This window comes from Clostridium algidicarnis (assembly GCF_000703125.1).
GTDB classification, from domain to species: domain Bacteria; phylum Bacillota; class Clostridia; order Clostridiales; family Clostridiaceae; genus Clostridium_L; species Clostridium_L algidicarnis.
Genome location: NZ_JNLN01000001.1, coordinates 2,769,671 through 2,795,588, shown reverse-complemented (window position 1 = coordinate 2,795,588; position 25,918 = coordinate 2,769,671). Strand labels below are relative to the sequence as shown.

Sequence of the window (25,918 nt, the reverse complement as noted above, 5' to 3'; positions counted from 1 at the left end):
GTATTATGAAAATAAATATAAATGGTATTGAATTTAAAAATCCTGTTATAGCAGCCTCTGGTACCTTTGGATTTGGGCAAGAATACAATGATTTTTATGATGTAGGAAAGCTTGGAGGTATATGTACTAAAGGGCTTACTCTAAATCCTAAAGAAGGAAATGAAGGCGTTAGATCCTATGAAACTTCTTTAGGTATGCTAAACAGTGTAGGACTACAAAATATAGGTGTAGAAGAATTTATAACAAGTGAACTTCCTAAAATGAAAAAACTAAATACAAATATAATAGCTAATTTAGGTGGAGGATCTATAGAAGACTACGAAAGAGCAGTAGAGATTTTAAACAGTAGTGATATAGATATGATAGAACTTAACATATCTTGCCCTAATGTAAAGGAGGGTGGAATGGCCTTTGGTATAAAATCTGAAGTTGCTTATGATGTAGTATCTAGGATAAAAAAGATAAGTAAAAAGAAGATAATGGTAAAGTTATCTCCTAATGCAGAGGATATTGTAGATATGGCATATAATTGCTGCATGGCTGGAGCTGACAGTTTGTCATTAATAAATACCTTAAAGGGTATGGCTATAGATATAAAATCAAAGAAACCTGTATTTAATAACATATTTGCTGGATTATCTGGTCCGGCAGTTAAACCTATAGCACTAAGAATGGTTTATGAAGTCTCTTCTAAAGTTAATATACCCGTAGTTGGAATAGGTGGTATAGCTTCCACAGAAGACGCACTTGAATTTATAATGGCAGGAGCTACAGCAGTTCAGATAGGAACTGCAAATTTTTATAATCCAAGGGTTGGAATAGAAGTAGTTAATGGTATACATAAGTATATGAAAGAAGAAGGAATAAAGGATTTGTCGGAAATAAGAGGCATAGCACAAATATAATTTTAAGGAGTTGTTATTATGGTTATAGATATATTAAAGAATAGTAAAGCTTTATTAGAAGGTCACTTTTTATTATCATCGGGGATGCATAGTAATAAATATTGCCAGTGCGCTAAGGTATTAGAAGATCCAAAAGAAGCAGAAAAGGTTTTAGAAAATGTAGCAACACAGCTAAAAGATATTGAATTTGATGTTGTTGTTGGACCTGCTATGGGGGGGATACTTGTAGCTTATGAATTAGCAAGGCAACTTGGGAAGGTATGTATCTTCACAGAAAGACAAGATGGGAAGATGACACTAAAAAGAGGGTTTGAATTAAAAAAAGGACAAAAGGTTATAATTTCAGAAGATGTTGTAACTACAGGGAAATCTTTTAAAGAAACAGAAGAGGTTATAAAATCATACGGAGCAGAAGTAGTAGCTGTTGCTTGCATAGTGGATAGAAGCAATGGAAAGATACATGAAAGGCCACTATACAGTGCTATAAAGCTTCAGGTAGATAACTATGATCCAAAGGATTGTCCTTTATGCAAAGAATTAATACCTTATATAAAACCTGGTAGTAGGGATATAAAATAAAGTTATAATTTAATATGAGATTATGTGATTACTTGGATAAGGCAACATAAACGAACTATAGATATTATTAATAGAATAAGATGATTACATTTAAAATACTAACTTGATATAAAGTATAAAAGGTGTTACTATATTAATATTGGGTACGCACCTAAAAATACTAGGCTCCTTGGTCAAGCGGTTAAGACACCACCCTCTCACGGTGGAATCAGGGGTTCGATTCCCCTAGGAGTCACCAAATGTTAGAATATAAAGATTTGAAGGAATTCAGATCTTTATATTTTTTTGTTTTAGTAAGAGCTTACACGCTATGAAAATAATGTTTTGTTTAAAATACAATGATAAAAAACTGTTTGATTTTGAAAAATAGAACTTTATCTCTTTTCAATTTTGGCTAAAGTAAGTATAATAGCATTGTACTTAAAATATATAAATAATGTAGTGAAGGTGAATTATGGGAAGATTAATATTGGCAGAAAAACCTTCTGTAGCTAGAAATATAGCAGAAGCACTAGGATGTAAAATTAAAAAAGATGGATATATTGAAGGTCCAGGATATGTAATAACTTGGGCCTTTGGTCATTTGTTGACCTTGTATGATGGCAAGGATTATGATGAAAAGTTAGCTTTATGGGATTTTGATTACTTTCCATATATACCAGATGAGTTCAAGTATAAAATTAAAAATGACAGTAAGAATAAAAAGGTAGTGGATAAAGGGGCAAAAAAGCAATTAGATATTATAAGCAGCCTCATAAATAGAAAAGATATTGAAGAAATTATAACGGCTACAGATTTTGATAGAGAGGGAGAGCTTATTGCCCTTCTTATATTTAAATATTTAAATGTAGAAAAACCTATACATAGGATACTAATTAATGAATGGACTCCAGAAGAGGTTAATAAAGGGTTGAATAACCTAAAGACAAATGAGCAAATGAGTACCCTACAAGATGCTGGACTTAGTAGGCAACTAGCAGACTGGGTAATAGGTATAAACTTCACTGCAGTTGCTACAATGAAGTATACACGGGGAAGGGGGAACTTACTTAATATTGGAAGGGTACTCATGCCAACACTTAAGCTAATTTATGATAGAGAATTAGAAATAAAAAACTTTAAACCAGAAGCTTTTAATGAATTGTTTACTACTTTCGAAAATCAATTTGGAAAGTATAAAGGTAAGTTTTTTCATGGAAGTAAAGATAAATTTAAAAATAAGGAAAGCGTTGTTAGGTTAAAGGATGAGGTTCAGGGAAAACCTGGTGTGATAAAGAGCAAAAAGGTGGAAATAAAAAATGAATATCCACAGGCACTATTTAACTTAAGTAATCTCCAAGGATTTGTTACTAGTAAATTCAATGGATGGACGGCGGATAAGGTATTAAAGGTAGCACAAAGTTTATATGAGAAAAAATACATAACTTATCCTAGGACCGAAAGTACAGCGTTAGAGGAAAGCATTAAGGATAAGGCTAAAAATGTATTAATGATACTTAAAAAGGATATTCCATTTAAAGATGAAATAGTTTTTAATGAGTCGAAGAAAGTATTTAATAATGAAAAGGTAGAAAGTCATAGTGCTATAATACCAACTTATATTGTTCCTAAAAATTTAGATAAAGATGAAATGGAACTGTATAGTAGTATAAAAAATAGATTTTTATCTCAATTCATGGATGCAGCGCAGTATGAAAATACTGAGATTGTAACATCTGTACAGGGAGATAATTATGAAAGGCTATTTGTGACTAAAGGAAGGATACTTATAAATAAAGGTTGGCTTAAGCTTTATAATGAAGATAAAAAGGAAGAACTATTACCAAAGATAAGTGAAAATGAGAAGGTTGAAAGCAGTGATACTGTTGTTGTATCTAAAAAGAGTAAACCACCTGCTCATTATACAGAAAAGACACTTTTGAAATCTATGGAAACCTGTGGTAAAGCTAATAAATCGCAAGAACAAGATGATGAAGAGTCTCAAATATTGTATGGATATTCTATAGGTACCGCAGCTACAAGAGCAGATACCATAAATAAGCTAAAGTATGCAAGGTATATCTCTACAAAGGGGAAATCACTATTAATAACTGATATAGGAAGTAAGCTTATAGAAAACTTTCCTGTGAAAGAATTAATGGACACTGACTATACAGGAAGGCTTGAAAAGAAGTTATATGATATAGAAAAAGGAAGCTATAATAAAGATGAGTTTTTAAAAGAAATATATAATTTTACAAGGGTTGGAGTAATGAGGATGAAGTCTAGTAGAGCCACCATAATAAATGATACAAGAGAAGCAAAAGAAATAAAAAAGTAACTATTAATTAGCTTTTACACTATGAATTAATAGTTACTCAAATTAAAATATTAAGACAGATTTTTAGTGTATAACTAAGCAAAAGACAAAGAGATTGCAAATTAATATAAATATTGATAGGCTATTTACATATCAATATTTATTTCATTAGGATCTTCACCGAAAAGCCTTAATTTTTTTAGCTTGTTTTCAAGATATAAAGTGACAAATAAAACCTCTATGCCTGTACAAATAAAGTATATACCAATTAATCTTGATAAGGTTACAAAAGCAATATAAGGTTTAAATATAATCATTAAGGCAAAACATAAAGATATGAAGGATAGAATTATACCTAAATATCCTTTTTCCACACTTTTGCCTTTAAAGGATTTTAAAAATAAGGTTATTGAAATATAGGCACACCATAAACCTAATATGACAGAAAATGACAATACCGATAGGTTTTCGTTGAAATAAAATAAAATAGCCACAATAATGAAAATAATTCCTTCAAATAAGTTTAAAATAAACATATAATTTTCTTTAAATCTACGTTTATCTACTAAGGTTTTTATAAGTTTTACAGAACCTAAAGTTATTAAAAGTATTTGAAATATTAATGATAAAATAGAAAGAGATTCGGTAGGATATACAAAGCTTATAATACCTATAAATAGGAACAATATACCTTGTAATATTGATAACATCTTAATCTGCTTCATAAAATTTCCTCCTTTATAATATATTATAGATATATTATAAAGGATAAAGACTATAAAGAATAGATGTATAGTAAAGAAAGAGGTGCTAAATGAAAAGTAAAAAAAGCGAGTTCTCTGTAGAAAAACCGAGATTACCCTTATTATTAGAAGATATGGATCTATCCTATGAGGATTTACAAGATGAAAGCTATATATCTTTTGCTAGTATAACTGACTTTCATCTTGAAGGTGAAAGTATAAAAAGAGTTAATTTAAAGGAAACAATATTTAAAGGAAGCACTTTTATAGGATGTTCATTTCCAAGATCTGAACTAGTAGATGTAAGGTTTGAAAATTGTGATTTGTCTAATGTGAATTTAGAAAATGCTATAATACATAGAGTGGAATTTATAAATTGTAAACTTATAGGTATCAATTTAAGTGAAGCAAATTTAAAAAATATTACTTTTAGTGAGTGTAACTTAAGATATACTCTATTTTCATTTTCTAAGTTTAATGAAATAAAGTTTAATGAATGTGACCTAGCTTTATCTGATTTTCAAGAAGTTACTTTTTCTAAAGTTGGATTTTATGATTCAAAGCTTTCAGAGTGCCAGATGTCAGGTACTAAACTAAAAGATATAGATTTAACTAGTTGTGATATAGAAGGCATTGCAATTAGGATAGAAGATCTTAAGGGTGTTATAGTATCACCAATTCAAGCAGTTTCTTTATCTAAACTTATGGATATTATTATCAAATGATTAATGGTACATCAAATTTTTCATAAAAAGTTTGATGTACCATTATATTATAATATGGGAGAAAGTAGTCTTGTAATAGATTCTGCAAATCTAACCCAAAGACCTCTGTTTTCAAAAAGGTCAAGAGTTACTTCCTTGGAATCTAATATATCCCTTTTAAATTGGATTTCCATTTTATTAGAGATATTTTCGTTATAAATAAAACAATTTGTTTCAAAGTTTAATTTAAAACTACGTATATCCATATTTGCACTTCCAATACTACACACGTTGCTATCAGATACTATGGTTTTAGAATGCAAAAATCCTTTGTTATAATAATAGACTCTGACACCACTTTTTAAAAGTTCTCCAACGTAAGAACTAGCAGCCCAAAACATAAATTTATGGTCAGGGACTCCAGGAATCATAATACGAACATCAACTCCAGATAAAGCAGATAATTTTAAAGATTCTAAAGTAGTCTCATCCGGAATAAAATAAGGACTTTGGACATATACATTTTTTTTAGCATTATTTATAATTTTAACAAATCCATTTCTAATGTAAGGACTTTTATGGTCTGGACCACTTGAAACTATCTGAGTCCCGGTTATCTCATCTATAGACATATCAATGGTTAAATACTTTCCATAATCATGTATTATTTCTTCCGAAGCATAGGTCCAATCCATAAGGAATCTTTCTTCTAGATCTCTTACAGCCTCTCCAGCAATTTTTAAATGAGTATCCCTCCAGTATCCAATTTTCTTATCCTTACTTAAATATTCATTTCCGATATTAAATCCACCGACAAATCCAACCTTACCATCAATTACAGCTATCTTTCTGTGGTTCCTAAAATTGATTCTTTTATTTAAATGAGGAAATAGTGCAGGAAAAAATACGGCGTATTTTCCACCTGAATCTACAAAGTTTTTTAAATAGATTTTACTATTAATTTTATAAGATCCCATTGAGTCGAATAAAATTTTAACTTCTACATTTTCTTTTGCTTTTTTAGTAAGTAGGTCTATTAACATTTTACCAGTTTCATCTCTGCTTATAATATAATATTCAATATGAATAAAGCTTTTACTGTTTTCGATAGCGCTAAAAAGTTCTTTAAATTTTTCTTTACCATCAAAAATCAAGTCAATATTATTTTTTTGAGTGTAAAATGAATTAGAGTTTCTATAATTCATTTTAATTAAGTCTATATTTTCAAAAGTGCCCTCATCTAATACATATTCTTTTCGCGAGTTGAGTAAATAATCACATTTTTTTCTTTCATCAACAATAATTTTTTTGGTGAATAGTTTTTCTTTGTTTAAATTTCTACCTAGAAGCATATAAATAATAAAGCCTATGAAGGGTAAAAATATTATAACTAATAACCATGCCCAGGTAGTAGAAGGATTCTTCCTTTCAAAAAATATAAGAATAGTTGCAAAAAACAAATTAGTAACAATAACTAGAATTCCTATTATGATATTTAATTTCATAAATTTATACTCCTTAAAATATTTGAACTACGTATGATCAAACATACTAATTCTACATAATTATTTAATTTCCTTTATTTATAAACATATAAGAACAATAAATTGTAGTATTTTGTTTCATTAAAAAAGTAAGACCTTTTGTAATTTTACAAAAGGTCTTACCCTATGGTACTTTAATTAAATATTATAATATAGTTATTCATTTTCATATATTAGTTCATAATTCCTATCATTAATTAAAAACACCTTTTCTATATCACTAATTATAAAGGAATTTATATCTTTGTCATAACAAAATTCCACACTAATGCCACAGTTAGAGCTTAGTTTTCTAGGTGTAGGTAATATTTTGTAAGAAATATTTTCGGCGTTTATTATATTAGTAAACTTTATAGCACCGGAATGAGTATAAAATAAACAAATATAATTTACAACATTATTTTTTACCATATAATATAAAGCCATCTTCCACATTTTTTGAAGATACAGAATAACCGGATTGTTTAAAGTAACGTTCAACATTATTCTTAGCAGTTGCATTATCCACAGTAACTTCAACTTCTTTAGGATTATTCATTAAAGCATTTTTTGTCATCAAAACTGGCTGTGGACAAGATATACCTCTAGCATCTATTTTAACCAATGTTAACATCTCCCTTTGAAACTATATTTACTTTTTTAGTACCTTTTTCTATATTTATATAGGATATTAAACATACAACTAAAAATCCAATTAACACTGCTACCTTACCATTAAATGTAGGTCCTTTAGCACTAGAAGCTAAATTGAAATTGTGTACAAAAGCTGCACCTACAAAGAGGCCTAAAACTGTTATAACAGAATCTATATTACCCTCAGAAGATAATATTAGTTGCCTTAAAGGACAACCACCTAATAGTACTGATGCCCACCCAGCTAAAGCCATGCCTAAAAAGTTCCATAAAGCATCGTTATGAGCTACAGGCTGATTTATAAATCCTAAATTAAACTTGCCTATTATTAAATTTCCTATAAGCGCAAATACAAATATAGAAATAAAGCCAGATAATAAATAGGTATCTTTAAACATTATAACATCTCTAATTCCTCCAACCATACAAAGCCTAGTCCTTTGTGCAATTGCACCTACAACGAGCCCTGCAATTAAGGCCATATAAATTGGAGCATGAGAAGCACCGGGACCTTTCTTACTAAAAAATATAAAAGCAGGTGCTGAAATAAGAAGAGCAAATAACCCTACATTAACTGCAGGAAATAAGTACTTTTCAAGTTTTGTTATTGTATAATTTCTTTTTAAAGAAAATCCTTTATTTAAAAATTGTATTCCAAGAAAAATACCAGCTGTAAATCCTACTATACCTGTAATGGCATTTAAGTCCCCACCTGCAAGCCTAAGCACCATTCTTAAAGGACATCCTAGGAACATTAAAGCACCTACCATAACAATAAACCCTAATATAAATCTGGTAAATGGCGATGAACCCCCTTTAGAATAAAGCTCTTTTTTAAAGAATGCCATTATAAATGCGCCTAATACAATACCTATAATTTCAGGCCTTATATATTGAACAACTTCCGCCCTGTGTAAACCTAGACTACCTGCTGTGTCACGTATGAAACAGGCTATACAAAGTCCCATGTTAATAGGGTTTCCGAAGTACACAAGTATTACTGAAAGTATACCAACTATTGCACCAGCCGCTATAATCCCTCTTTTTTCTTTCATGAAAATTCCCCCTTATTTTTATTACTTCTATATAAATATAACAAATTATTCAATGCATGTTAAATATATAAAGCTGATTGGTAAAGTCTTCTCTATCAGCAAATACAATACTGTAAGTTGTAAATAGACTATATACTTAAATATTCATATAATATATTTTTTAGTTCTTCTAAAAAGTTGTTTATTTTTAATAAGGTATCTTAAACAAATAATATAAAAATTATATTTTCACTAAATTTTAAAATTGCAGTAATAATAAAAATAACTTCAATTTAAGATAAAAAAACTAATAAATCTTATTATAAAATGAAAGAATAATATATAAATTTGTATATATATTATTTAATGAAATTATGTTAAATTTACTAGGAGGAATATTTAAAACATAGATAATTAATATGATATTATATTTAAAAAGGCGATAGTGTATATTTTAATTTTATAAGTCATTGGTTTTAAATATTTATTAACTTAAAACTAAGGGTTGTAGAGTAAATGATTTTAAATAATAGGAGGTATTTTATGAAAAAGGTAGCAATTGTTTTTAATGGTGGAACTATTTCTATGAAGGTGGATCCTAGGATAAAGGCGGCAGTTCCTAGCCTTACTGGAGAAGAAATAATGTCTATGGTAACGGGTATAGAAAAATATGCAGATATAGAATCACATAATTTTTCAATGTTACCAAGTCCACATATGACACCAGAGATTATGCTAGATCTATCAAAGTTTATCCAAAAGCTTTTAGATAGAGAAGATATAGCAGGTGTTGTAGTAACACATGGTACAGATTCTCTTGAAGAAACTGCGTATCTTGTGGATTTAACTATTAATTCTATAAAACCTGTGATATTTACAGGATCTATGAGAAGTGGATCAGAGCTTGGATATGATGGACCTTCTAATTTAGCTGAATCCATTTGTACATCAATATCAGATGAATCAAAAAATAGAGGGGTTCTAGTCTGTTTAAATGGACAATTGAACTGTGCATCGGAAGTGACAAAAGCTAATTCTATGAGTTTAAATGCTTTTAAAACTCCAAACTTTGGACCAATTGGTATAGTGGATAATAATAGAGTTATATTTTATAGAAATAACATAGAAAAACAAACCATGAGTATAAAAGAATTAGATAGTAAAGTTGCTCTTATAAAATGCGCATCAGGTATGGATTCAGGTGTAATAAATTATTACATAAGTGAAGGAAACAGTGGTATCGTTGTAGAGGCTATGGGAAGGGGAAATATACCACCGCTTATGGTAGAAGGTATAGAAAATGCTATAAATAAAGGAATTGCTGTGGTTATTGTTTCTAGATGTTTTGAAGGAAGGGTCTTTGATTCATATGGATATCACGGAGGAGGAAAAGAACTAAGAAATTTAGGTGTTATATTTGGCGATAATTTGCCAGGGCAAAAAGCTAGAATTAAGTTACTAGTAGCACTTAGCTACACTAAAGATTTAGATGAAATTAAGTCTATATTTGAAAAAAGCTTATATAATATTTAGTTTTTAATATAAATTGTAAAATAAAAATTGTTATATAAACCTAAATAACACGAACAATATAATTAGATTTAAAAATAATAGCATGTAATGTTGACAATAATGAATTAATGTTATAAGATAATATTCGTAAACAGTAATACTCATATAGTTTTGGCGATAAGGGCTAAAAGTTTCTACCAGGCACCATAAATGTCTGACTATGAGTGGATCTTTAGAATTATCTTGATTTTACATGTGAAATTTAACTTTTTTAGTAATTCATATGTAATTATATTTTCATTAAGATAATACCTATATAGATTCCTCAGGGAATTTATATAGGTATTTTGCTTTATTAAAAGAACTTAGTGTGCAACATAAGATAAAATTTAGGAGGATGATTATGGATAAGTTATTTAGTTTTAACAAGTTAAAAGAAAGGAAAGATACAAACATAAGGAAAGAAATAATTGCAGGAATTACTACCTTTTTAACTATGGCATATATTATAGCAGTTAATCCTACTATACTAGGAGCCACAGGAATGCCAGCAGGAGCTTTGGTTACAGCTACATGCCTTTCAGCAGGTGTTGCCACAATAATGATGGGTATATATGCAGATTTACCATTTGCACTTGCATCAGGTATGGGTTTAAATGCATTTTTTGCCTATACAGTTGTTATAAAAATGAATGTACCCTGGGAAGTAGCACTTACAGCAGTATTTGTAGAAGGAATTATATTTATAGTTTTATCATTAACTAACGTAAGAGAAGCAGTAATAAATAGTATACCTATGAACTTAAAATTAGCTGTTACAGCAGGGATAGGTCTATTTATAACCTTCATTGGATTTGTAGATAGTGGAATGGTTATTAAAAACGACGCTACTTTAGTGGGACTTGGCAACTTTATGTCACCAACGGTTTTAATTACAGCTGTGGGAGTAGTAATTATTGTTGTACTTTCAAAAAAGAACGTTAAAGGAGCTATATTATTTGGGATATTTGGTAGCACTATTTTATCTTGGATATATGCAATTATTAGCCCTGAATTTGCAGCCTTGTATAATATATTTTTGCCTAGTGGTATTTTTAAGTTTGAATCTTTAGCACCAATTGCATTTAAGTTAGATTTTTCATATATAACAGATCCTTCAAAGATATGGGGATTTGTAGTTATAGTTTTCACCTTTCTATTCGTAGATTTCTTTGATACTATAGGGACCTTGGTTGGAGTAGCATCAAAGGCCAATATGTTAGATGAAAATGGGCGGGTTCCAAGAGCTGGAAGAGCTTTATTATCAGATGCGGTTGGAACTACCTTTGGAGCTTTAATAGGAGTATCAACAGTAACTACTTTTGTTGAAAGCTCTGCTGGAGTAGCAGAAGGTGGAAGAACAGGACTTACATCTATTGTTACTGGAATACTATTTTTAATAGCTATGTTTTTTTCACCAATATTTGTAGCTATACCATCTGCAGCTACAGCGCCTGCGCTTATTATAGTAGGATTTTTTATGATGGAAAATGTAGTTAAAATTAACTTTAGCGATTTTACAGAAGGGGTGCCAGCATTTTTAATTATTGCACTAATGCCACTTACATATAGTATAGGAGATGGTTTAACCATTGGTATACTATCTTATGTAATAATAAATTTAGTGAATAACTTATTTAGTAAAGAAAAGAAAAAGATATCTCCTGTAATGATAATTCTAGGTATTATATTTATGGCTAAGATAATATTTACTGGACTTTCCTAAATAAATATATTAATAAAACTTATTTGTACTTGAATAAATGTATCTTTATATATTGTGAATATTACTTTAAACAGAGTATACATTGAAAATCTAAAACCTGTATTTATAAATTCTATAATTTATAAATACAGGTTTTTATTATATTAATCTAAAGGTATAAGTAGTAACTAACTAATGGTTGCTGTATCAAAAAGATATAATAATGAATATTATGTTAAAAACAATATTTTGGAGGAGTTTATTTGAAAATAAATAATAGGACGACAAATCTTCCACAGTACCATTTTGATAAGATTGATATCTTAAAAGATAAGGTAAGAAAAGAAGGAAGAGAGTTAATAGATATTGGTATAGGTGATCCAGATCTAGAACCACCTAAAGAGGTCAATGAGGCGCTAATAGAAGCATTAAGCTATAAGGGATATCATAACTATCCTAAAGGAAGTGGGATAGTTAAATTAAAGAAACAAGTGGTTAAAGATTATAAGCTTAATTATGGTGTAGACTTAACTGAAGATGAGGTACTGATAACTATAGGTTCTAAAGAAGCGTTAAGTAATATAATCCCAACAGTTTGTGATATAAACGATTATATTATTTTACCAGATCCTTCATATCCAGCATATGAATCTTGCAGTAGGCTTTGGGGTGTAATCCCATATAAGATGCCTTTAATTGAAGAAAAAAATTATTATCCAAACCTTAACTTAATTCCTGAAAATATAAAAAAAGTATCTAAACTTATGATAATAAATTATCCTAATAACCCTACGGGAGCTAATTTAAAAAAAGACTTTTTAGAGGAGGTTAAAGAAATGTGTGCAAAGTATAATATAGTACTTTGTAACGATGGAGCTTATAAAGAGATTGTAAATAAAAAAGAAGATAGGTTGTCAATTCTTATGGGAGGAATAAGCAACTGCATTGAATTTAGCAGTTTTTCTAAGGCGTTTAGTATGACAGGATATAGAATAGGCTATGTTGCTGGTGACAAAAATATTATAAAGGCTTTGGGAGAAGTTAAAAACAATATGGATTCAGGTCAATTTATGCCTATTCAATATTCAGCTTTAAGGGCAATAAAAGATTGTAGCTACTATATAGAATATATAAATGAGGTGTACAGAAAAAGAAAAGTTTTAGCAGAGTCTATTTTAGATGAAAAGAATATAAAATATTTTAAGGGAGAAGGTACCTTCTATATTTGGTGTAAAATTCCTACAGGTTATACCACAGATGAATTTTGTAGTGAGTTACTTTTGAAAAAGGGTATTGTTGTAACACCTGGAAGTGCATTTGGGAGACTAGGATACGGTTATTTTAGAATTGCGCTTACTAAGGATGAAGAAGTTATAAGAAATACACTGAATAAACTAGATAGGTACAGTAAAAACTAGATAAATTCTATTTTTAAAATAAAACTTGAAATATTGCAGGTTGTTTATGTATAATAGGTATGATGAATTGGAAAAGCATAAGGAGGAGTTTCATGATTAAAAGTATGACGGGTTTTGGCAGAGCCAATAGTGAAGAGGGGAACAAACATAACTTTGTAATAGAAGTTAAAAGTGTAAACCACAGGTTTTTAGACTTAAATATTAAAATGCCTAAAGCCATGATTGCTTTAGAAGAAAGAATTAGAAGCATCATTTCTCAATATTTAAACAGAGGCAAGGTGGATTTATTTTTAAATTATAAAAACTATGAAAAAGTAGAAGGTAGAGTAAGGGTTAACACAAATCTATTAGATAGCTATATGAGTTGTCTTAATGAAATAAAAGATAATTATGATGTTAAAGATGATATATCACTGTCTTTTGTTTCAAAGTTACCTGATATTATGTATATAGAAGAAGATGAAGAAGACATTGAGGAACTTTGGAAAGAAATATCCCCTTCTATACATTATGCGTTAAAAAACTTGTTATCTATGCGAGAAAGAGAAGGAATTAAACTAAATCAAGATATAAAATCTAATTGTGATAATATAAAAGGCGAGTTAGATAAAATAGAAGTAAAGGCTCCAACAGTGGTTAAGGAATACGAGATAAAGCTTCAAGATAGAATAAAAAATCTGATAGAAGATGGAAAACTAGATGAAGGTCGTTTAAATATGGAAGTGGCTATATTTTCAGATAAAGCAAGTATAGATGAAGAAATAATAAGATTAAATAGCCATATTGAACAATTAAACGACACTTTGAATTTAAAAGAGCCTGTAGGTAGAAAACTTGATTTTATAGTTCAAGAAATGAATAGGGAGGCTAATACTATAGCTTCTAAATCTTCAGATTTAGAAATAACAAATCAAGTACTTAATATAAAAAACAATATTGAAAAAATAAGAGAACAAGTGCAAAACGTAGAATAATGAATTTTAGGAGGAAGACAATGAGTATTAAGTTAATAAACATAGGTTTTGGAAATATTGTTTCTGCTAATAGATTAGTAGCGATAGTAAGTCCTGAGTCTGCGCCGATAAAAAGAATAATCCAAGAGGCAAGAGATAGGGGAATGTTAATAGATGCAACATATGGTAGAAGAACAAGAGCTGTAATAATTACAGATAGTGACCATGTGATTCTTTCAGCAGTACAACCAGAAACAGTAGCACATAGACTATCATCAAAGGGAGAAGAGCCTGGAGATGAGGTTGAAGAATAATGTCTAATAAAGGTATATTAATAGTTATATCAGGGCCATCAGGAGCAGGTAAGGGTACTATTTGTAAGGCTTTGCTAGAAAAAAACCAATATTACCTTTCAATTTCAGCAACTACTAGGAAACCTAGAGAGGGAGAAGTTGATGGAGTTAACTATTATTTTATGGATAGAGATGAATTTGAAAATAAAATAAAGGAAGATGATTTTTTAGAATGTGCTGAGGTTTATGGAAACTTATATGGAACTCCTAGATCAAAAGTTCAGGCTATGCTTGATAGTGGAAAAGATGTTATACTTGAGATAGATATTCAAGGAGCATTAAAAGTTAAAGATAAAATAGAAGATGGTGTATTTATATTTATCCTACCTCCATCTATGGAAGAATTAAAACAAAGAATAATAAAAAGAGGCAGTGAAACACCAGAATCATTAATGACTAGATTTAAATCTGCATATCAAGAAATTAATTATATTTCAACATATAATTATGCAGTAGTAAACAATACAGTAAGTGAGGCTGTTAACAAAATAGAGAGCATACTAACCGCAGAAAGATGCAGGGTAGACAGAATAAAAGAAAAAATATTAGATTCTAAGGAGGGCTTAATACATGAACAACTCTATGATTAATCCATCAATAACAGACTTATTAGAAAAGGTGGATGATAGATACACTTTAGTTACAGTAACTTCAAAAAGAGCAAGACAAATAATTGATGGTGCTGAGCCAATGGTAGAGGTAGACTCTAAAAAACCTTTAACTAGAGCCATTAGCGAAGTAGATCAAGGATATGTTAAATATGAAACAATAAAAGAAGGAATAAAATAGTTATGACAAAGAATTCTCATTGTGTAGTTTTAGGTGTCACAGGAGGCATAGCTGCATATAAAGCTCTAGATATTATTAGTGCTTTAAAGAAAAAGGACATAGAAGTTAATGTAATAATGACAAAGTCTGCCAAAGAATTTGTTTCACCTTTGACATTTCAAACCCTTAGTCAAAATATAGTAGTATCAGATATGTTCGAAGAGCCTAAAGCCTTTGAAATACAACATATTTCATTAGCTAAAAAGGCGGATATACTTCTTGTTGCACCAGCTACAGCTAACATCATAGGTAAGGTAGCAAATGGCATTGCAGATGATATGTTATCTACAACCATAATGGCTACAAAAGCAAAGGTTGTATTTGCTCTAGCCATGAATACCAATATGTATAATAACAAAATAGTTCAAGAAAATATATCTAAGTTAAAAAGATATGGGTATGAATTTATTGAACCTACTAGTGGAAGGCTTGCTTGTGGAGATGAAGGAAAAGGTAAACTTGCAGATACAAAATATATAGCGGGTAAGGTTGAAAGTATGCTTTATAATCCTAAAGATTTAGAGGGTAAAACAGTATTGGTTACAGCAGGACCGACCATAGCAAACATTGATCCCGTAAGATATATAACAAATAAATCTACAGGAAAGATGGGGTATGCTATAGCAAAGGAAGCTAGAGATAGAGGGGCAAAGGTTATTTTAATATCTGGTCCTACTAATTTAGAAAGGCCTTTTGAAGTTGAATTTATAAGTGTAACTACAAATGAAGAAATGTTAAAAGAAGTGCTATTGCATTATGAAAAAGCAGATATTGTGGTAAAAGCAGCTGCAGTATCCGATTATAAAACTAAGTATTATAGTAAAGAAAAGATTAAAAAAACCGAAGACAGTATGAGTATAGAATTTTCAAAAGATAATGATATACTTAAAATCTTAGGACAAAAAAAAGAAAGTCAAATTTTAGTAGGCTTTGCTGCGGAAAGCAGTAATCTTATAGAAAATGCCAAAGTTAAACTTACTAAAAAGAATTTAGACTATATAGTTGCAAATAATATTCTTCACACGGGATTTGCTTCAGAAGACAATGAGGTAAGTATAATATGTAAAGATGGAGATATTATAAAACTACAATCTATGAATAAAAAAAAGGTTGCAAAAGAATTATTTGATATTGTAAATAAAAGGCGCTAGTCTGCGCTTTTTTATTTTATAAAGGGTGATTAAATGTTAAAGTTTGCTGGTATTGTTATAAACCAGGATGCAAATGAATTAGATAGAATTTTTACGTATACAATTAAAGCAGAAGATGCTAATAATATAAATATAGGCTATAGGGTTAAAGTCCCGTTTGGAAGAGGTGATAGATTAGTAGATGGGTTTGTATTATACCTCTATGATGAATCACATGAATTTAAAGACTCCAATATAAAAATGAAAAGTATTGAAAAGATTTATAAAGAAGTGGAACTTTTTAATGAAAAAGACGTAAATCTTATGGAGTTTATGAGAAAAAGATATCTTTGTTCATATGTGGATGCTTTAAAACAATTTTTGCCTAAAGGAATTGTAGGTGGAATGAAAAATAAAACCATAGAAGTTTTATTTACTAAAGAAATCTTAGAGGGTCGATATAAAAAAGAGCCTTACGAGTCTATATGGAATAAAGTAAAAGAACTAAATGGAAATGTAACACGAGCGGAATTGAATAAAAATTATTCTATGTCATTAAGCTCTATAAATACATTAATAAAGCAAGGTTTTATATTTTCAGAGCCTAAAACAGTACAGAGGTATAATGTTAGAGAATTTGAACATTATGGAAAAAAAACACCTAACGCCGAACAAAAATATGTTATTGATAAAATTTTAAATTCAGATAAAAAGGTATTTCTTATCCATGGGGTCACTGGAAGTGGTAAGACTGAAGTGTATATGAACTTGGTAGAAGATTGTATAAAAGAAGGTAAGTCTTCTATAATCTTGGTACCGGAAATTGCACTAACGCCACAAATGATAGAAAGATTTAAAGGAAGATTTGGTAAAGATGTTGCTGTATTTCATAGTAAACTTTCTGATGGAGAAAGATTTGATGAATGGTTTAGAGTCAAAGAAGGAAAAGCTAAATTAGCTGTAGGAGCAAGATCTGCTATATTTTTGCCTTTTAAGGATTTAGGTATTATAATAATTGATGAAGAACATGAAACTAGTTATAAGTCTGATAGTAACCCTAAATATGACGCTAGAGAAATTGCTGAATATAGGAGTAAACTAGAAGGGTGTAGGGTAGTTTTAGGAACTGCAACGCCAAGTATAGAATCCTATTATAAAGCTGAAGTTGGAGAGATAGAATTACTAAAGATGGAAAAAAGAATAGATGATGCATTTATGCCAGTGATACAAGTTATTGACATGAGAGAAGAACTTGAAAATAATAACAAATCTATTTTTAGTAATTTATTATATAGTAGCATGAAAGATGCCTTAGAAAAAAAAGAACAAATAATTTTGTTTTTAAATAGAAGAGGGTTTTCTACTTTTGTATCTTGCAGAAAATGCGGATATGTATTCAAATGTGATAAATGTGATATATCAATGACTTACCATTTTTCAGGTAACTATTTGTCCTGTCATTATTGTGGAAAAAAGTCTAGAGCTACCAACGTTTGCCCTGTTTGTAATAGTAAATATGTAAAGTATTTTGGAGTAGGTACTGAAAAAGTAGAAACAGAAGTAAAGAAATACTTTAAAGAGGCTAAAATATTACGAATGGACTTAGATACTACAAGAAGGAAGGATTCCTATGAGAAGATATATAACTCCTTTAAAAAAGGTGAAGCAGATATTTTAATTGGAACTCAAATGGTTGCTAAAGGATTAGATTTCCCAAATGTGTCTCTAGTAGGCGTTTTGGCAGCAGATTTATCTTTGAATTTACCTGATTATAGGGCATCGGAAAGAACATTTCAACTTATAACACAAGTTTCTGGTAGAGCTGGAAGGGGTAAAACTATAGGAAATGTAGTAGTTCAAAGTTATCTACCAGATAGTTATAGTATAAAGGCTGCGAAGGAATACAATTATAGTAGTTTTTATAAAGAAGAATTATCTATTAGAAAGAGTATGAATTATCCACCTTTTGCAGAAATATTGCTTATAAATATGAGCTCTAAAAATGAAGAATTATTAATAAAATGTATACAAGATATTAGCATTAATTTAAAGAATAAGCTACAATATAATGATAAAATAGTCATACTAGGACCTTGTCCTTGTATGATAAGCAAGATTAAAGAATTATATAGATGGCAAATAATAATAAAAGGTGAAATAAATGACCAATTAGCAAAGGAAATAAAAGACTTTTTATATGCCAGTACTAAAAGTTACTATAAAGATATAAGATTAAGTATTGATATTAACCCCAGTAGTCTAATATAATGTAACTTAGCTTATTATTTTAATATAGAAAGGAAGAGTTTTTATGGCATTAAGAAATATTAGAATTTATGGAGATCCTATCCTAAGAAAAAAAAGCAAACCTGTAGAGGTGGTTAACGATAGAATAAAGATTTTAATTAAGGATATGTTTCAAACTATGTATTATGAAGATGGCGTAGGTCTTGCTGCTCCACAAGTAGGTATACTAAAAAGAGTTGTAGTAGTGGATATTGGAGAAGGTCCTATAGCATTAATTAATCCTGAGATAATTTCAAAAGAAGGATCTTATATAGATGTGGAAGGGTGCTTAAGTTTACCAGAGGAGCAAGGTGAGGTTGAAAGACCACAGCGTATAACAGTAAAAGCTTTAAATGAAGAAGGAAAAGAAATTAAGTTTAGAGCAGAAGATTTATTTGCAAGGGCTATTTGTCATGAGGTAGATCACTTAGATGGGGTTTTATTTACAGACAAAGTTATCCCAGAGGAGGAATAGAAGATAAATGAATATAGTATTTATGGGTACTCCAAATTTTGCAGTACCCTCTTTTCAAAAGATTATAGATGAGTATGGTGTAGTTGCTGCATTTACACAACCAGATAGACCAAAGGGTAGAGGGAAAAAGCTTTCTATGTCTCCGGTTAAAGAATTAGCTTTAGATTATAATATACCTGTTTTTCAACCAGAAAAAGTAAAAGGCAATGAAGAAGTTATTAGAATACTTAAAAATTTAAATCCAGACTTTATAATCGTAGTAGCTTATGGTCAGATATTGACAAAAGCAGTTTTAGATATACCTAAGTATGCATGTATAAACCTTCATGCATCATTACTACCTAAATATAGAGGGGCAGCTCCAATTAATTGGGCAATAATTAATGGTGAGAAAAAGAGTGGGAATACTACTATGCTTATGGATGTTGGGATAGATACAGGGGATATACTTTTAACTAATGAGGTATGTATAGATGATGATATTACAGCAGGTGAGCTACATGATAAGTTAATGAGTACCGGATCAGATCTTCTTATAGATACTATACAATCTATGTATAAGGGAGGTTTATCATCAATAAAGCAAGAAGATAAAGGAAGCAGTCATGCTTCTATGTTAAATAAAGATATTGCTAAAATTAATTGGAATGAAAACTCTTTAAATATACATAACCTTATAAGAGGATTAAATCCATGGCCTATAGCTCATACTGATTATGAAGGACAACGAATGAAAATATATAAAAGCAGTGTTATAAATAAAAAGTCCACAAAAACACCAGGAACAATATTAAATGTAAGTAAAGAAGGTATAGAAGTAGCTACGAAGGATAGTATACTTCGTATTGAAATTATACAATTTCCTAATGCAAAACCACTAAAGGTTGAAGAATATATAAATGGACATGATATCAAAGAAGGTTTAATATTAATTTAAATTAAAGGGAGGTAATTTTTTTGTTTTATGATAGTACTTATTTAATTTTAGTGCCAGCCTTAATACTTTCTATATGGGCTCAATCTAAAATATCATCTACTTTCAATAAATATTCAAAAATATATAGTTCCAAAGGATATACAGGTTCAGAGGTTGCAAGGATGATCCTTGATAGTAATGGACTCGTTGATGTACGTATTGAGAGGGTGGCTGGTAATCTTACAGACCACTATGACCCTAAGGATAGGATACTTAGGCTTTCAGAAAAGGTGTACTCTAGCACGTCAGTTGCATCTATAGGAGTTGCGGCTCATGAAGTAGGTCATGCAATTCAACATCAACAGGATTATAGACCTCTTATAATTAGAAATAATATAGTACCTGTTGTAAATATAAGTTCTAGTGCATCCTGGATAATATTTTTTATTGGAATAATAATGGGGTTACCACTTTTAACAAACATAGGAATAGTATTATTTTCAGCAGTAGTTTTATTTCAACTTATAACTTTGCCAGTTGAATTTAATGCTTCTAATAGGGCTATTAAAATACTAGAAGATAAATCTATACTTTATGAAAATGAAATAGTTGGCGCAAAAAAGGTGTTAAGTGCTGCAGCTCTTACTTACGTGGCAGCTACACTTACAGCTATATCACAATTATTAAGATTAATGGCATTAAGTAATAGAAGAAATGATTAAGGAATTTGAGGTAGAAATATGAACGCGAGAGAATTAGCCACTAATGTTTTATGTAAAGTATTTAATGAAAATGCTTATTCTAATATTGCATTAAATAAAGAATTAAAAGGTAAAGAATTAAAAGATATGGACAGGGGACTTATTACTGAAATAGTATATGGGACTATAAAATATAAATATACTATAGATATTATTATAAAATCTTTTGTAAAAGATATAAAAAAAGTAGACAATTATGTATTAAATATATTAAGGATTACTGTATATCAAATTAGATATCTAGACAAAGTTCCAAATTATGCTGCAGTAAATGAAGCTGTAAATTTGGCTAAGAAAAAATCTAAAGCATCTTCTAAATTTGTAAATGCAGTACTTAGAAATTATTTAAGAAATGAAGAAAAGGACTTTTTAAATAATCAAGATAGATTTGAAAGATGGGCCTATGAGTATTCTTTTGAACCTTGGATGATAAGATCATTATATAAACAGTATGGAAATAAATATACAGAACTTATATTAAAAGGTTTGAATAACAGACCAGCAGTAACGGTTAGAACAAACTCAATTAAAGGTTCTTATGATGACATTTTTAAAGGCTTACAAGAGGCTGGGTATGAAATTAGTAGGGGATATGTATGCGATGATGCCATAGTTATATCAAAGGGTAGCAGTATAGAAAAAAACAGAGCATTTGTAGAAGGTGAAATTACAGTGCAAGATGAAAGCGCTATGCTTGTAGCAAATGTTATGGATATAAATAAAGATGATATAGTCTTAGATTTATGTGCAGCACCAGGAGGTAAAACTACGCATATAGCAGAGCTTTTAAAGGGTACTGGTAAGGTTTTGGCTTTTGATATACAAGAGGGTAAATTAAAGTTTATAAAAGAGAATATGGACAGATTGGGACTTTCAAACATAGTACTTGATACTATGGATGCTACAAGGTTTAATGAAAAGCTTATTAATAAAGCAGATAAGGTGTTAATAGATGTACCTTGTTCTGGTATAGGCATAATAAGAAAAAAACCAGAAATAAAATGGAATAAAAATTTAAAAAATCTTAAGGAACTAATAGCTATACAAAGAGAGATTATGAAAAATGCTTCTCAATATGTAAAAAAAGGTGGTATACTCCTTTATTCTACTTGTACATTAAATAAAGAAGAAAACGAAGATAATATAAAATGGTTTTTGAAAAATAACAATAGTTTTAAGTTGGAAAAAGTATATTTTAAAGAAGCAAATAATATTATTTATAGTGAAGAAGGTTCTGTTACTATATTACCACAAGAGAACATGGATGGCTTTTTTATAGCTAAATTAATGAGAGTTTAGTAGGTGCTGTATGAAAAATATTTTAGACCTATCGTTAGAAGAACTAAAAATCTGGATGAAAGAGAATAAAGAAAGTGAATTTAGAGCAAAGCAAGTTATGGACTGGATTTATAAAGGTATTTTTGAATTTAATCTTATGTCAAACTTATCAAAACCTCTTAGAGAGAAGTTAAAAAGTCACTTCTTAATATATATACCACTAGTGGTTAATAGCTTTCAGTCAAAAAAAGATAATACTAAAAAATTACTATTAGCACTTGAAGATAATAATCTTATAGAATGCGTAATAATGGATTATAAATATGGTAAGTCTATTTGCATATCTACGCAAGTAGGATGTAGAATGGGATGTAAATTTTGTGCATCTACAGTAGATGGCGTAATTAGAAGCCTTTCAGCGGGGGAAATGATTTCGCAGATATTAGCTGCAGAAAAGTTGAATGGAGATCGTATATCAAATGTTGTGCTTATGGGAAGCGGAGAACCATTTGATAACTATGACAATGTGATTAAATTTTTGAAGATAGTAAATGCAGAATATGGACTAAACATAGGGCAAAGGCATATTACACTATCTACTTGTGGAATTGTGCCTAAAATAAATGAAATGGCAAAAGAAAACATGCAAATAACGTTGGCTATTTCACTTCATGCATCTAATGATGAAGATAGAAAGAAGATAATGCCAATAGCTAATAAGTACTCTATAGAAGAAATAATTAATGCATGCAAAGATTATATTGATAAGACAGGCAGAAGAATTACATTTGAATATGCATTGGTTAATGAAATAAATGATTCCAAAGAAAATGCTATAGAATTAAGTAATTTACTTAAGGGTATTTTATGTCATGTGAATTTAATACCTGTGAATGAAATTAAAGAAAAGGTATATGTAAAATCTTCCGAAGAAAATATTAAGAAGTTTGCAGATGTTTTGAATAAGAGAGGAATTGACACCACTGTAAGAAGGGAAATGGGATCAGATATTGATGCTGCATGTGGACAACTTAGAAGAAGCCACATTGAGAAGACCCAAATATCAAAAAAGGGGTGCTAGTCATGTTTGGAATGATAACAGATTTAGGAATGGTACGAAGCCTAAATGAAGATTATGTTGGTTATTTAATTAATGATAATATTAAATTATTTATAGTAGCTGATGGTATGGGTGGCCATAATGCAGGAGAGATAGCAAGTAAAACAGCTGTAGAGACTGTAAAAAGTTATTTTGAGGCAAAACAAAATATCTTAAAAGAAAATTTATTAAGTGATTTTAAAGAGGCTATAACCTATGCTAATGAAAAGATATTTAACATTTCAAATGAAAAAAAAGAATGCAGAGGAATGGGAACTACTATAACAGCTTGCATAATGTATGAAGATAAGACTTTAATAGCAAATGTAGGAGACAGTAGTTGCTTTATTATAGAGAAAGATAATATAATTAAGATAACTAAAGATCATTCTTTAGTACAGCAGCTTGTAGATAAGGGAAGCATAACGGAGGAAGAAGCTGTGAATCACCCAAATAAAAATGTAATAACAAGAGCAGTTGGCACATATGAACATTTAGAAATAGATATATTTGATATATCTGATATAGATATGGATATGATTTTGTTATGTACAGATGGCCTAACTAATGATATACCAAAAGATGAATTATATAATATTATTAATAAAAATAGTTGCGCGAGCTACGATGAACTTTGCAAAAAGATAATAGAAGAGGCTAAAAAACGCGGGGGAAGAGACAACATATCTTTAATTTTAGTTAAAGGAGAGCAAGATTATGATGATAGGAACGATATTAGGCGATAGATACGAGCTCTTAGAAAAAATAGGAGAAGGTGGCATGGCTATAGTTTATAAAGCTAGGTGCCATAAATTAAATAGGTTTGATGCCGTTAAAATTTTAAAGAAAGAATTTGTATCAGATAGTGATTTAGTTGATAAGTTTAAAAAAGAAGCTACAGCAATTGCTAACTTATCGGATAATAATATAGTTAATATTTTTGATGTTGGAAGTCAAGGTGATATAAATTATATTGTTATGGAATATGTAAAAGGAAAAACATTAAAGGAAGTTATTAAAGAAGATGGAAGATTACCTTATGATAAGGTTTTGGATTATGGTATACAAATTTCAAAGGCACTAGATTGTGCCCATAGAAATAATATAATTCATAGAGATATAAAGCCACAAAATATTTTAGTTACAGAAGAAGGCGTTTTAAAAGTAACAGACTTTGGTATAGCAAAATCACCAGATTCAGCCACTATAACTAATTCTAAAAAGATATTAGGTTCTGCTCATTATTTTTCTCCAGAACAAGCAAAGGGAGCCTATATTGATGCTAGGACGGATATATATTCTTTAGGAATAGTGCTATATGAAATGGTTACAGGAAGAGTTCCATTTGATGCTGAAAGTCCAGTTTCTGTAGCATTAAAACATATACAAGAAGCACCTATACCACCTAAGCAAATAGTTCAAAACATACCTGAAAGTTTAAATAAATTAATATTAAATGCTATAGAAAAAGAGCCAGCTAAAAGGTATAAAACTGCTAAAGATATGATGAATGACTTAATTAAAATACAAAAGGATCCAGATTCTCAAATGCAGTATGCTAATATAGACAATGGATTTACTAGAATAATGGATCCTGTAAATCAAGCCCTACTTCAAGAGGAACTTGAAAAGGACAAAACAATTATAGAGGATAATGATGAAGATGAAGATGAAGAAGAAGAAGAATATAAAGATGAAGATCATAAGAAAAAAGCAGGGATAACAAAGAAAAGTAAAAAAATAATAATAATATCGCTTATGGCTGTATTAGCCATATCATTAGGACTATTAAGTGCTTATTTAATTGATAGATCATCACTCACAACTAAAAAGAATAAAGAAGTAACAGTGCCTCAAATATTAAATCTAACAAAAGAAGAGGCTAAAAAGGTTCTTGAAAGCAATAAACTTAAAATGGAAGTAGCAGGTACAGAGAAAAGTGACAAAGAAGAAGGGACCATAATAGATTCAAACCCTAAAGAAGGTGAAACGGCAAAAGAAGGCGATGTAGTAAAAGTTATTATAAGCGGAGGAAAGTCATCTGTAAATGTTCCGGACCTTAAAGATATAGACATAAAATCAGCTAAGGATATGATAGAAAGTTATGAACTTGAAGTCGGAAGTATTGATTCAGATTTTAGTGATACAGTAAGTAAAGATAATGTAATAAAACAAGATCCAGCTCCAGATAAGCAAGTTGAAAAGGGTACAAAAATTAATTTAGTTGTAAGCAAAGGACCTAAGACTGTTTTAGTTGCTGTTCCAAATGTAATGAATGCAAATATTAATGATGCGGAAAATGCTTTGAAAAATTCAAAATTGACTGTAAATAAATCTGTGGAAGAAACTACTGATAAATCCAAGGATCAAAAGGTATTTTATCAATCAATAGAGGCGAATACTAAAGTAGAAGCAGGATCTAATATAAATATAAAATATTATATTTATAAAGAGCCAGAAAAATTAAATGTAGGTGAACTTGTTGGTAAAACAATAAGTGAAGCTCAAGGAAGAGCAAATTCTTTAGGTGTAAAACTTAATACAGGTGGGTTTGCAGGGGAAGATAAAATTACGGCACTAGATGTTAACAGTGTTTTACCTGGTGGAACTGTTACAGTAACAGCAGCTGAAAAGCCTAAAAAACCAGAACCAGAAGAGCCGGTGAAACCAGTAGAACCAGACCCAAAACCTGACCCAAAACCTAAACCATAACTTATTAACAAT

General features: G+C 29.9%; 25 protein-coding genes, 1 tRNA gene and 1 riboswitch. Of the genes, 21 read left to right on the top strand and 5 right to left on the bottom strand.

Annotated elements, in window-relative coordinates; genetic code table 11:
* Positions 1-2: 2 nt before the first annotated feature.
* From BV55_RS0113395 to BV55_RS0113380, 4 genes are all read left to right on the top strand, one after another.
* Entirely contained in the window at positions 3-905 is a 903-nt protein-coding gene (locus BV55_RS0113395) for a dihydroorotate dehydrogenase (protein ID WP_029453317.1), read from the top strand.
* Between the two features lie 18 nt (positions 906-923).
* Positions 924-1,484, top strand: coding sequence for an orotate phosphoribosyltransferase (gene pyrE, locus BV55_RS0113390; protein ID WP_029453316.1), 561 nt, complete (start codon positions 924-926; stop codon positions 1,482-1,484).
* Between the two features lie 163 nt (positions 1,485-1,647).
* Positions 1,648-1,722, top strand: a tRNA-Glu gene (locus tag BV55_RS0113385).
* Between the two features lie 216 nt (positions 1,723-1,938).
* Positions 1,939-3,804, top strand: coding sequence for a type IA DNA topoisomerase (locus BV55_RS0113380; RefSeq protein WP_029453315.1), 1,866 nt, complete (start codon positions 1,939-1,941; stop codon positions 3,802-3,804).
* A gap of 125 nt (positions 3,805-3,929) precedes the next feature.
* Here the strand turns inward: BV55_RS0113380 and BV55_RS0113375 are convergent, their stop codons facing one another.
* Positions 3,930-4,508, bottom strand: a complete 579-nt coding sequence (locus BV55_RS0113375) for an HdeD family acid-resistance protein (protein WP_029453314.1) — start codon at positions 4,506-4,508, stop codon at positions 3,930-3,932.
* Between the two features lie 89 nt (positions 4,509-4,597).
* Between BV55_RS0113375 and BV55_RS0113370 the strand changes: the two genes are divergently transcribed.
* Complete coding sequence (locus BV55_RS0113370; protein ID WP_029453313.1) at positions 4,598-5,251, top strand: pentapeptide repeat-containing protein; 654 nt, start codon at positions 4,598-4,600, stop codon at positions 5,249-5,251.
* 47 nt (positions 5,252-5,298) lie between these two features.
* Here BV55_RS0113370 and cls read toward each other — a convergent pair whose 3' ends face one another.
* The 4 genes from cls to yedE all read right to left on the bottom strand — a co-directional run bounded on the left by cls (position 5,299) and on the right by yedE (position 8,462).
* Complete coding sequence (cls, locus tag BV55_RS0113365; RefSeq protein ID WP_029453312.1) at positions 5,299-6,735, bottom strand: cardiolipin synthase; 1,437 nt, start codon at positions 6,733-6,735, stop codon at positions 5,299-5,301.
* A gap of 195 nt (positions 6,736-6,930) precedes the next feature.
* Complete coding sequence (locus BV55_RS0113360; RefSeq protein WP_029453311.1) at positions 6,931-7,185, bottom strand: putative Se/S carrier protein; 255 nt, start codon at positions 7,183-7,185, stop codon at positions 6,931-6,933.
* Entirely contained in the window at positions 7,172-7,387 is a 216-nt protein-coding gene (locus BV55_RS0113355) for a sulfurtransferase TusA family protein (protein WP_029453310.1), read from the bottom strand. The genes BV55_RS0113360 and BV55_RS0113355 overlap by 14 nt, the downstream gene beginning before the upstream one ends.
* Complete coding sequence (gene yedE / locus BV55_RS0113350; protein ID WP_029453309.1) at positions 7,371-8,462, bottom strand: YedE family putative selenium transporter; 1,092 nt, start codon at positions 8,460-8,462, stop codon at positions 7,371-7,373. The genes BV55_RS0113355 and yedE overlap by 17 nt, the downstream gene beginning before the upstream one ends.
* A 522-nt stretch (positions 8,463-8,984) precedes the next feature.
* Here yedE and BV55_RS0113345 point away from each other — a divergent pair.
* The 16 genes from BV55_RS0113345 (at position 8,985) to pknB (ending at position 25,906) form a co-directional block, all read left to right on the top strand.
* Entirely contained in the window at positions 8,985-9,974 is a 990-nt protein-coding gene (locus BV55_RS0113345; protein ID WP_029453308.1) for an asparaginase, read from the top strand.
* Between the two features lie 120 nt (positions 9,975-10,094).
* A riboswitch (purine riboswitch) is annotated at positions 10,095-10,194 on the top strand.
* Between the two features lie 162 nt (positions 10,195-10,356).
* Positions 10,357-11,718 carry an NCS2 family permease gene (locus BV55_RS0113340; RefSeq protein ID WP_029453307.1) on the top strand — a complete coding sequence of 454 codons (1,362 nt, stop codon included), beginning with the start codon at positions 10,357-10,359 and terminating at the stop codon, positions 11,716-11,718.
* Between the two features lie 242 nt (positions 11,719-11,960).
* Positions 11,961-13,115, top strand: coding sequence for a pyridoxal phosphate-dependent aminotransferase (locus BV55_RS0113335; RefSeq protein WP_029453306.1), 1,155 nt, complete (start codon positions 11,961-11,963; stop codon positions 13,113-13,115).
* 92 nt (positions 13,116-13,207) lie between these two features.
* Positions 13,208-14,089 carry a YicC/YloC family endoribonuclease gene (locus BV55_RS0113330; RefSeq protein ID WP_029453305.1) on the top strand — a complete coding sequence of 294 codons (882 nt, stop codon included), beginning with the start codon at positions 13,208-13,210 and terminating at the stop codon, positions 14,087-14,089.
* Positions 14,090-14,109: 20 nt separating this feature from the next.
* Entirely contained in the window at positions 14,110-14,382 is a 273-nt protein-coding gene (gene remA / locus BV55_RS0113325; RefSeq protein WP_029453304.1) for an extracellular matrix/biofilm regulator RemA, read from the top strand.
* Positions 14,382-15,011: a guanylate kinase gene (gene gmk, locus BV55_RS0113320; RefSeq protein ID WP_029453303.1), complete on the top strand. Its 630-nt coding sequence runs from the start codon at positions 14,382-14,384 to the stop codon at positions 15,009-15,011. The genes remA and gmk overlap by 1 nt, the downstream gene beginning before the upstream one ends.
* On the top strand, positions 14,992-15,210 hold the full coding sequence (gene rpoZ / locus BV55_RS0113315; protein ID WP_029453302.1) for a DNA-directed RNA polymerase subunit omega: 219 nt from the start codon (positions 14,992-14,994) through the stop codon (positions 15,208-15,210). The genes gmk and rpoZ overlap by 20 nt, the downstream gene beginning before the upstream one ends.
* 2 nt (positions 15,211-15,212) lie before the next feature.
* Positions 15,213-16,400: a bifunctional phosphopantothenoylcysteine decarboxylase/phosphopantothenate--cysteine ligase CoaBC gene (coaBC, locus tag BV55_RS0113310; protein WP_029453301.1), complete on the top strand. Its 1,188-nt coding sequence runs from the start codon at positions 15,213-15,215 to the stop codon at positions 16,398-16,400.
* Positions 16,401-16,433: 33 nt separating this feature from the next.
* Positions 16,434-18,647: a primosomal protein N' gene (gene priA, locus BV55_RS0113305; RefSeq protein ID WP_029453300.1), complete on the top strand. Its 2,214-nt coding sequence runs from the start codon at positions 16,434-16,436 to the stop codon at positions 18,645-18,647.
* 43 nt (positions 18,648-18,690) lie between these two features.
* Positions 18,691-19,140, top strand: a complete 450-nt coding sequence (def, locus tag BV55_RS0113300) for a peptide deformylase (RefSeq protein WP_029453299.1) — start codon at positions 18,691-18,693, stop codon at positions 19,138-19,140.
* A 7-nt stretch (positions 19,141-19,147) separates the two neighbouring features.
* Entirely contained in the window at positions 19,148-20,077 is a 930-nt protein-coding gene (gene fmt / locus BV55_RS0113295; protein WP_029453298.1) for a methionyl-tRNA formyltransferase, read from the top strand.
* A gap of 14 nt (positions 20,078-20,091) precedes the next feature.
* The gene (locus tag BV55_RS0113290) at positions 20,092-20,778 is read left to right on the top strand and encodes a zinc metallopeptidase (protein ID WP_029453297.1); all 687 of its coding nucleotides are present in this window, start codon (positions 20,092-20,094) and stop codon (positions 20,776-20,778) included.
* 18 nt (positions 20,779-20,796) lie between these two features.
* A complete protein-coding gene (gene rsmB, locus BV55_RS0113285) occupies positions 20,797-22,116 on the top strand; it encodes a 16S rRNA (cytosine(967)-C(5))-methyltransferase RsmB (RefSeq protein ID WP_029453296.1) in 1,320 nt (439 codons plus the stop codon).
* A gap of 10 nt (positions 22,117-22,126) precedes the next feature.
* Positions 22,127-23,176, top strand: a complete 1,050-nt coding sequence (gene rlmN / locus BV55_RS0113280; RefSeq protein WP_029453295.1) for a dual-specificity RNA methyltransferase RlmN — start codon at positions 22,127-22,129, stop codon at positions 23,174-23,176.
* Between the two features lie 2 nt (positions 23,177-23,178).
* On the top strand, positions 23,179-23,940 hold the full coding sequence (locus BV55_RS0113275; RefSeq protein ID WP_029453294.1) for a Stp1/IreP family PP2C-type Ser/Thr phosphatase: 762 nt from the start codon (positions 23,179-23,181) through the stop codon (positions 23,938-23,940).
* Positions 23,915-25,906, top strand: coding sequence for a Stk1 family PASTA domain-containing Ser/Thr kinase (gene pknB / locus BV55_RS0113270; RefSeq protein ID WP_029453293.1), 1,992 nt, complete (start codon positions 23,915-23,917; stop codon positions 25,904-25,906). Before BV55_RS0113275 ends, pknB begins: the two co-directional genes overlap by 26 nt.
* The last annotated feature ends 12 nt before the right edge of the window (positions 25,907-25,918 follow it).

Excerpts from the sequence above, each read along its gene's own strand:
- priA (WP_029453300.1), top strand. The coding sequence starts at position 16,434 with ATGTTAAAGTTTGCTGGTATTGTTATAAACCAGGATGCAAATGAATTA.
- BV55_RS0113275 (WP_029453294.1), top strand. The coding sequence starts at position 23,179 with ATGTTTGGAATGATAACAGATTTAGGAATGGTACGAAGCCTAAATGAA.
- BV55_RS0113375 (WP_029453314.1), bottom strand. The coding sequence starts at position 4,508 with ATGAAGCAGATTAAGATGTTATCAATATTACAAGGTATATTGTTCCTA.
- gmk (WP_029453303.1), top strand. The coding sequence starts at position 14,382 with ATGTCTAATAAAGGTATATTAATAGTTATATCAGGGCCATCAGGAGCA.
- pknB (WP_029453293.1), top strand. The coding sequence starts at position 23,915 with ATGATAGGAACGATATTAGGCGATAGATACGAGCTCTTAGAAAAAATA.
- BV55_RS0113370 (WP_029453313.1), top strand. The coding sequence starts at position 4,598 with ATGAAAAGTAAAAAAAGCGAGTTCTCTGTAGAAAAACCGAGATTACCC.
- rsmB (WP_029453296.1), top strand. The coding sequence starts at position 20,797 with ATGAACGCGAGAGAATTAGCCACTAATGTTTTATGTAAAGTATTTAAT.
- remA (WP_029453304.1), top strand. The coding sequence starts at position 14,110 with ATGAGTATTAAGTTAATAAACATAGGTTTTGGAAATATTGTTTCTGCT.
- rpoZ (WP_029453302.1), top strand. The coding sequence starts at position 14,992 with ATGAACAACTCTATGATTAATCCATCAATAACAGACTTATTAGAAAAG.
- BV55_RS0113360 (WP_029453311.1), bottom strand. The coding sequence starts at position 7,185 with ATGGTAAAAAATAATGTTGTAAATTATATTTGTTTATTTTATACTCAT.
- cls (WP_029453312.1), bottom strand. The coding sequence starts at position 6,735 with ATGAAATTAAATATCATAATAGGAATTCTAGTTATTGTTACTAATTTG.
- rlmN (WP_029453295.1), top strand. The coding sequence starts at position 22,127 with ATGAAAAATATTTTAGACCTATCGTTAGAAGAACTAAAAATCTGGATG.
- BV55_RS0113330 (WP_029453305.1), top strand. The coding sequence starts at position 13,208 with ATGATTAAAAGTATGACGGGTTTTGGCAGAGCCAATAGTGAAGAGGGG.
- pyrE (WP_029453316.1), top strand. The coding sequence starts at position 924 with ATGGTTATAGATATATTAAAGAATAGTAAAGCTTTATTAGAAGGTCAC.
- yedE (WP_029453309.1), bottom strand. The coding sequence starts at position 8,462 with ATGAAAGAAAAAAGAGGGATTATAGCGGCTGGTGCAATAGTTGGTATA.
- fmt (WP_029453298.1), top strand. The coding sequence starts at position 19,148 with ATGAATATAGTATTTATGGGTACTCCAAATTTTGCAGTACCCTCTTTT.
- coaBC (WP_029453301.1), top strand. The coding sequence starts at position 15,213 with ATGACAAAGAATTCTCATTGTGTAGTTTTAGGTGTCACAGGAGGCATA.
- BV55_RS0113380 (WP_029453315.1), top strand. The coding sequence starts at position 1,939 with ATGGGAAGATTAATATTGGCAGAAAAACCTTCTGTAGCTAGAAATATA.
- BV55_RS0113355 (WP_029453310.1), bottom strand. The coding sequence starts at position 7,387 with ATGTTAACATTGGTTAAAATAGATGCTAGAGGTATATCTTGTCCACAG.
- BV55_RS0113345 (WP_029453308.1), top strand. The coding sequence starts at position 8,985 with ATGAAAAAGGTAGCAATTGTTTTTAATGGTGGAACTATTTCTATGAAG.
- BV55_RS0113340 (WP_029453307.1), top strand. The coding sequence starts at position 10,357 with ATGGATAAGTTATTTAGTTTTAACAAGTTAAAAGAAAGGAAAGATACA.
- def (WP_029453299.1), top strand. The coding sequence starts at position 18,691 with ATGGCATTAAGAAATATTAGAATTTATGGAGATCCTATCCTAAGAAAA.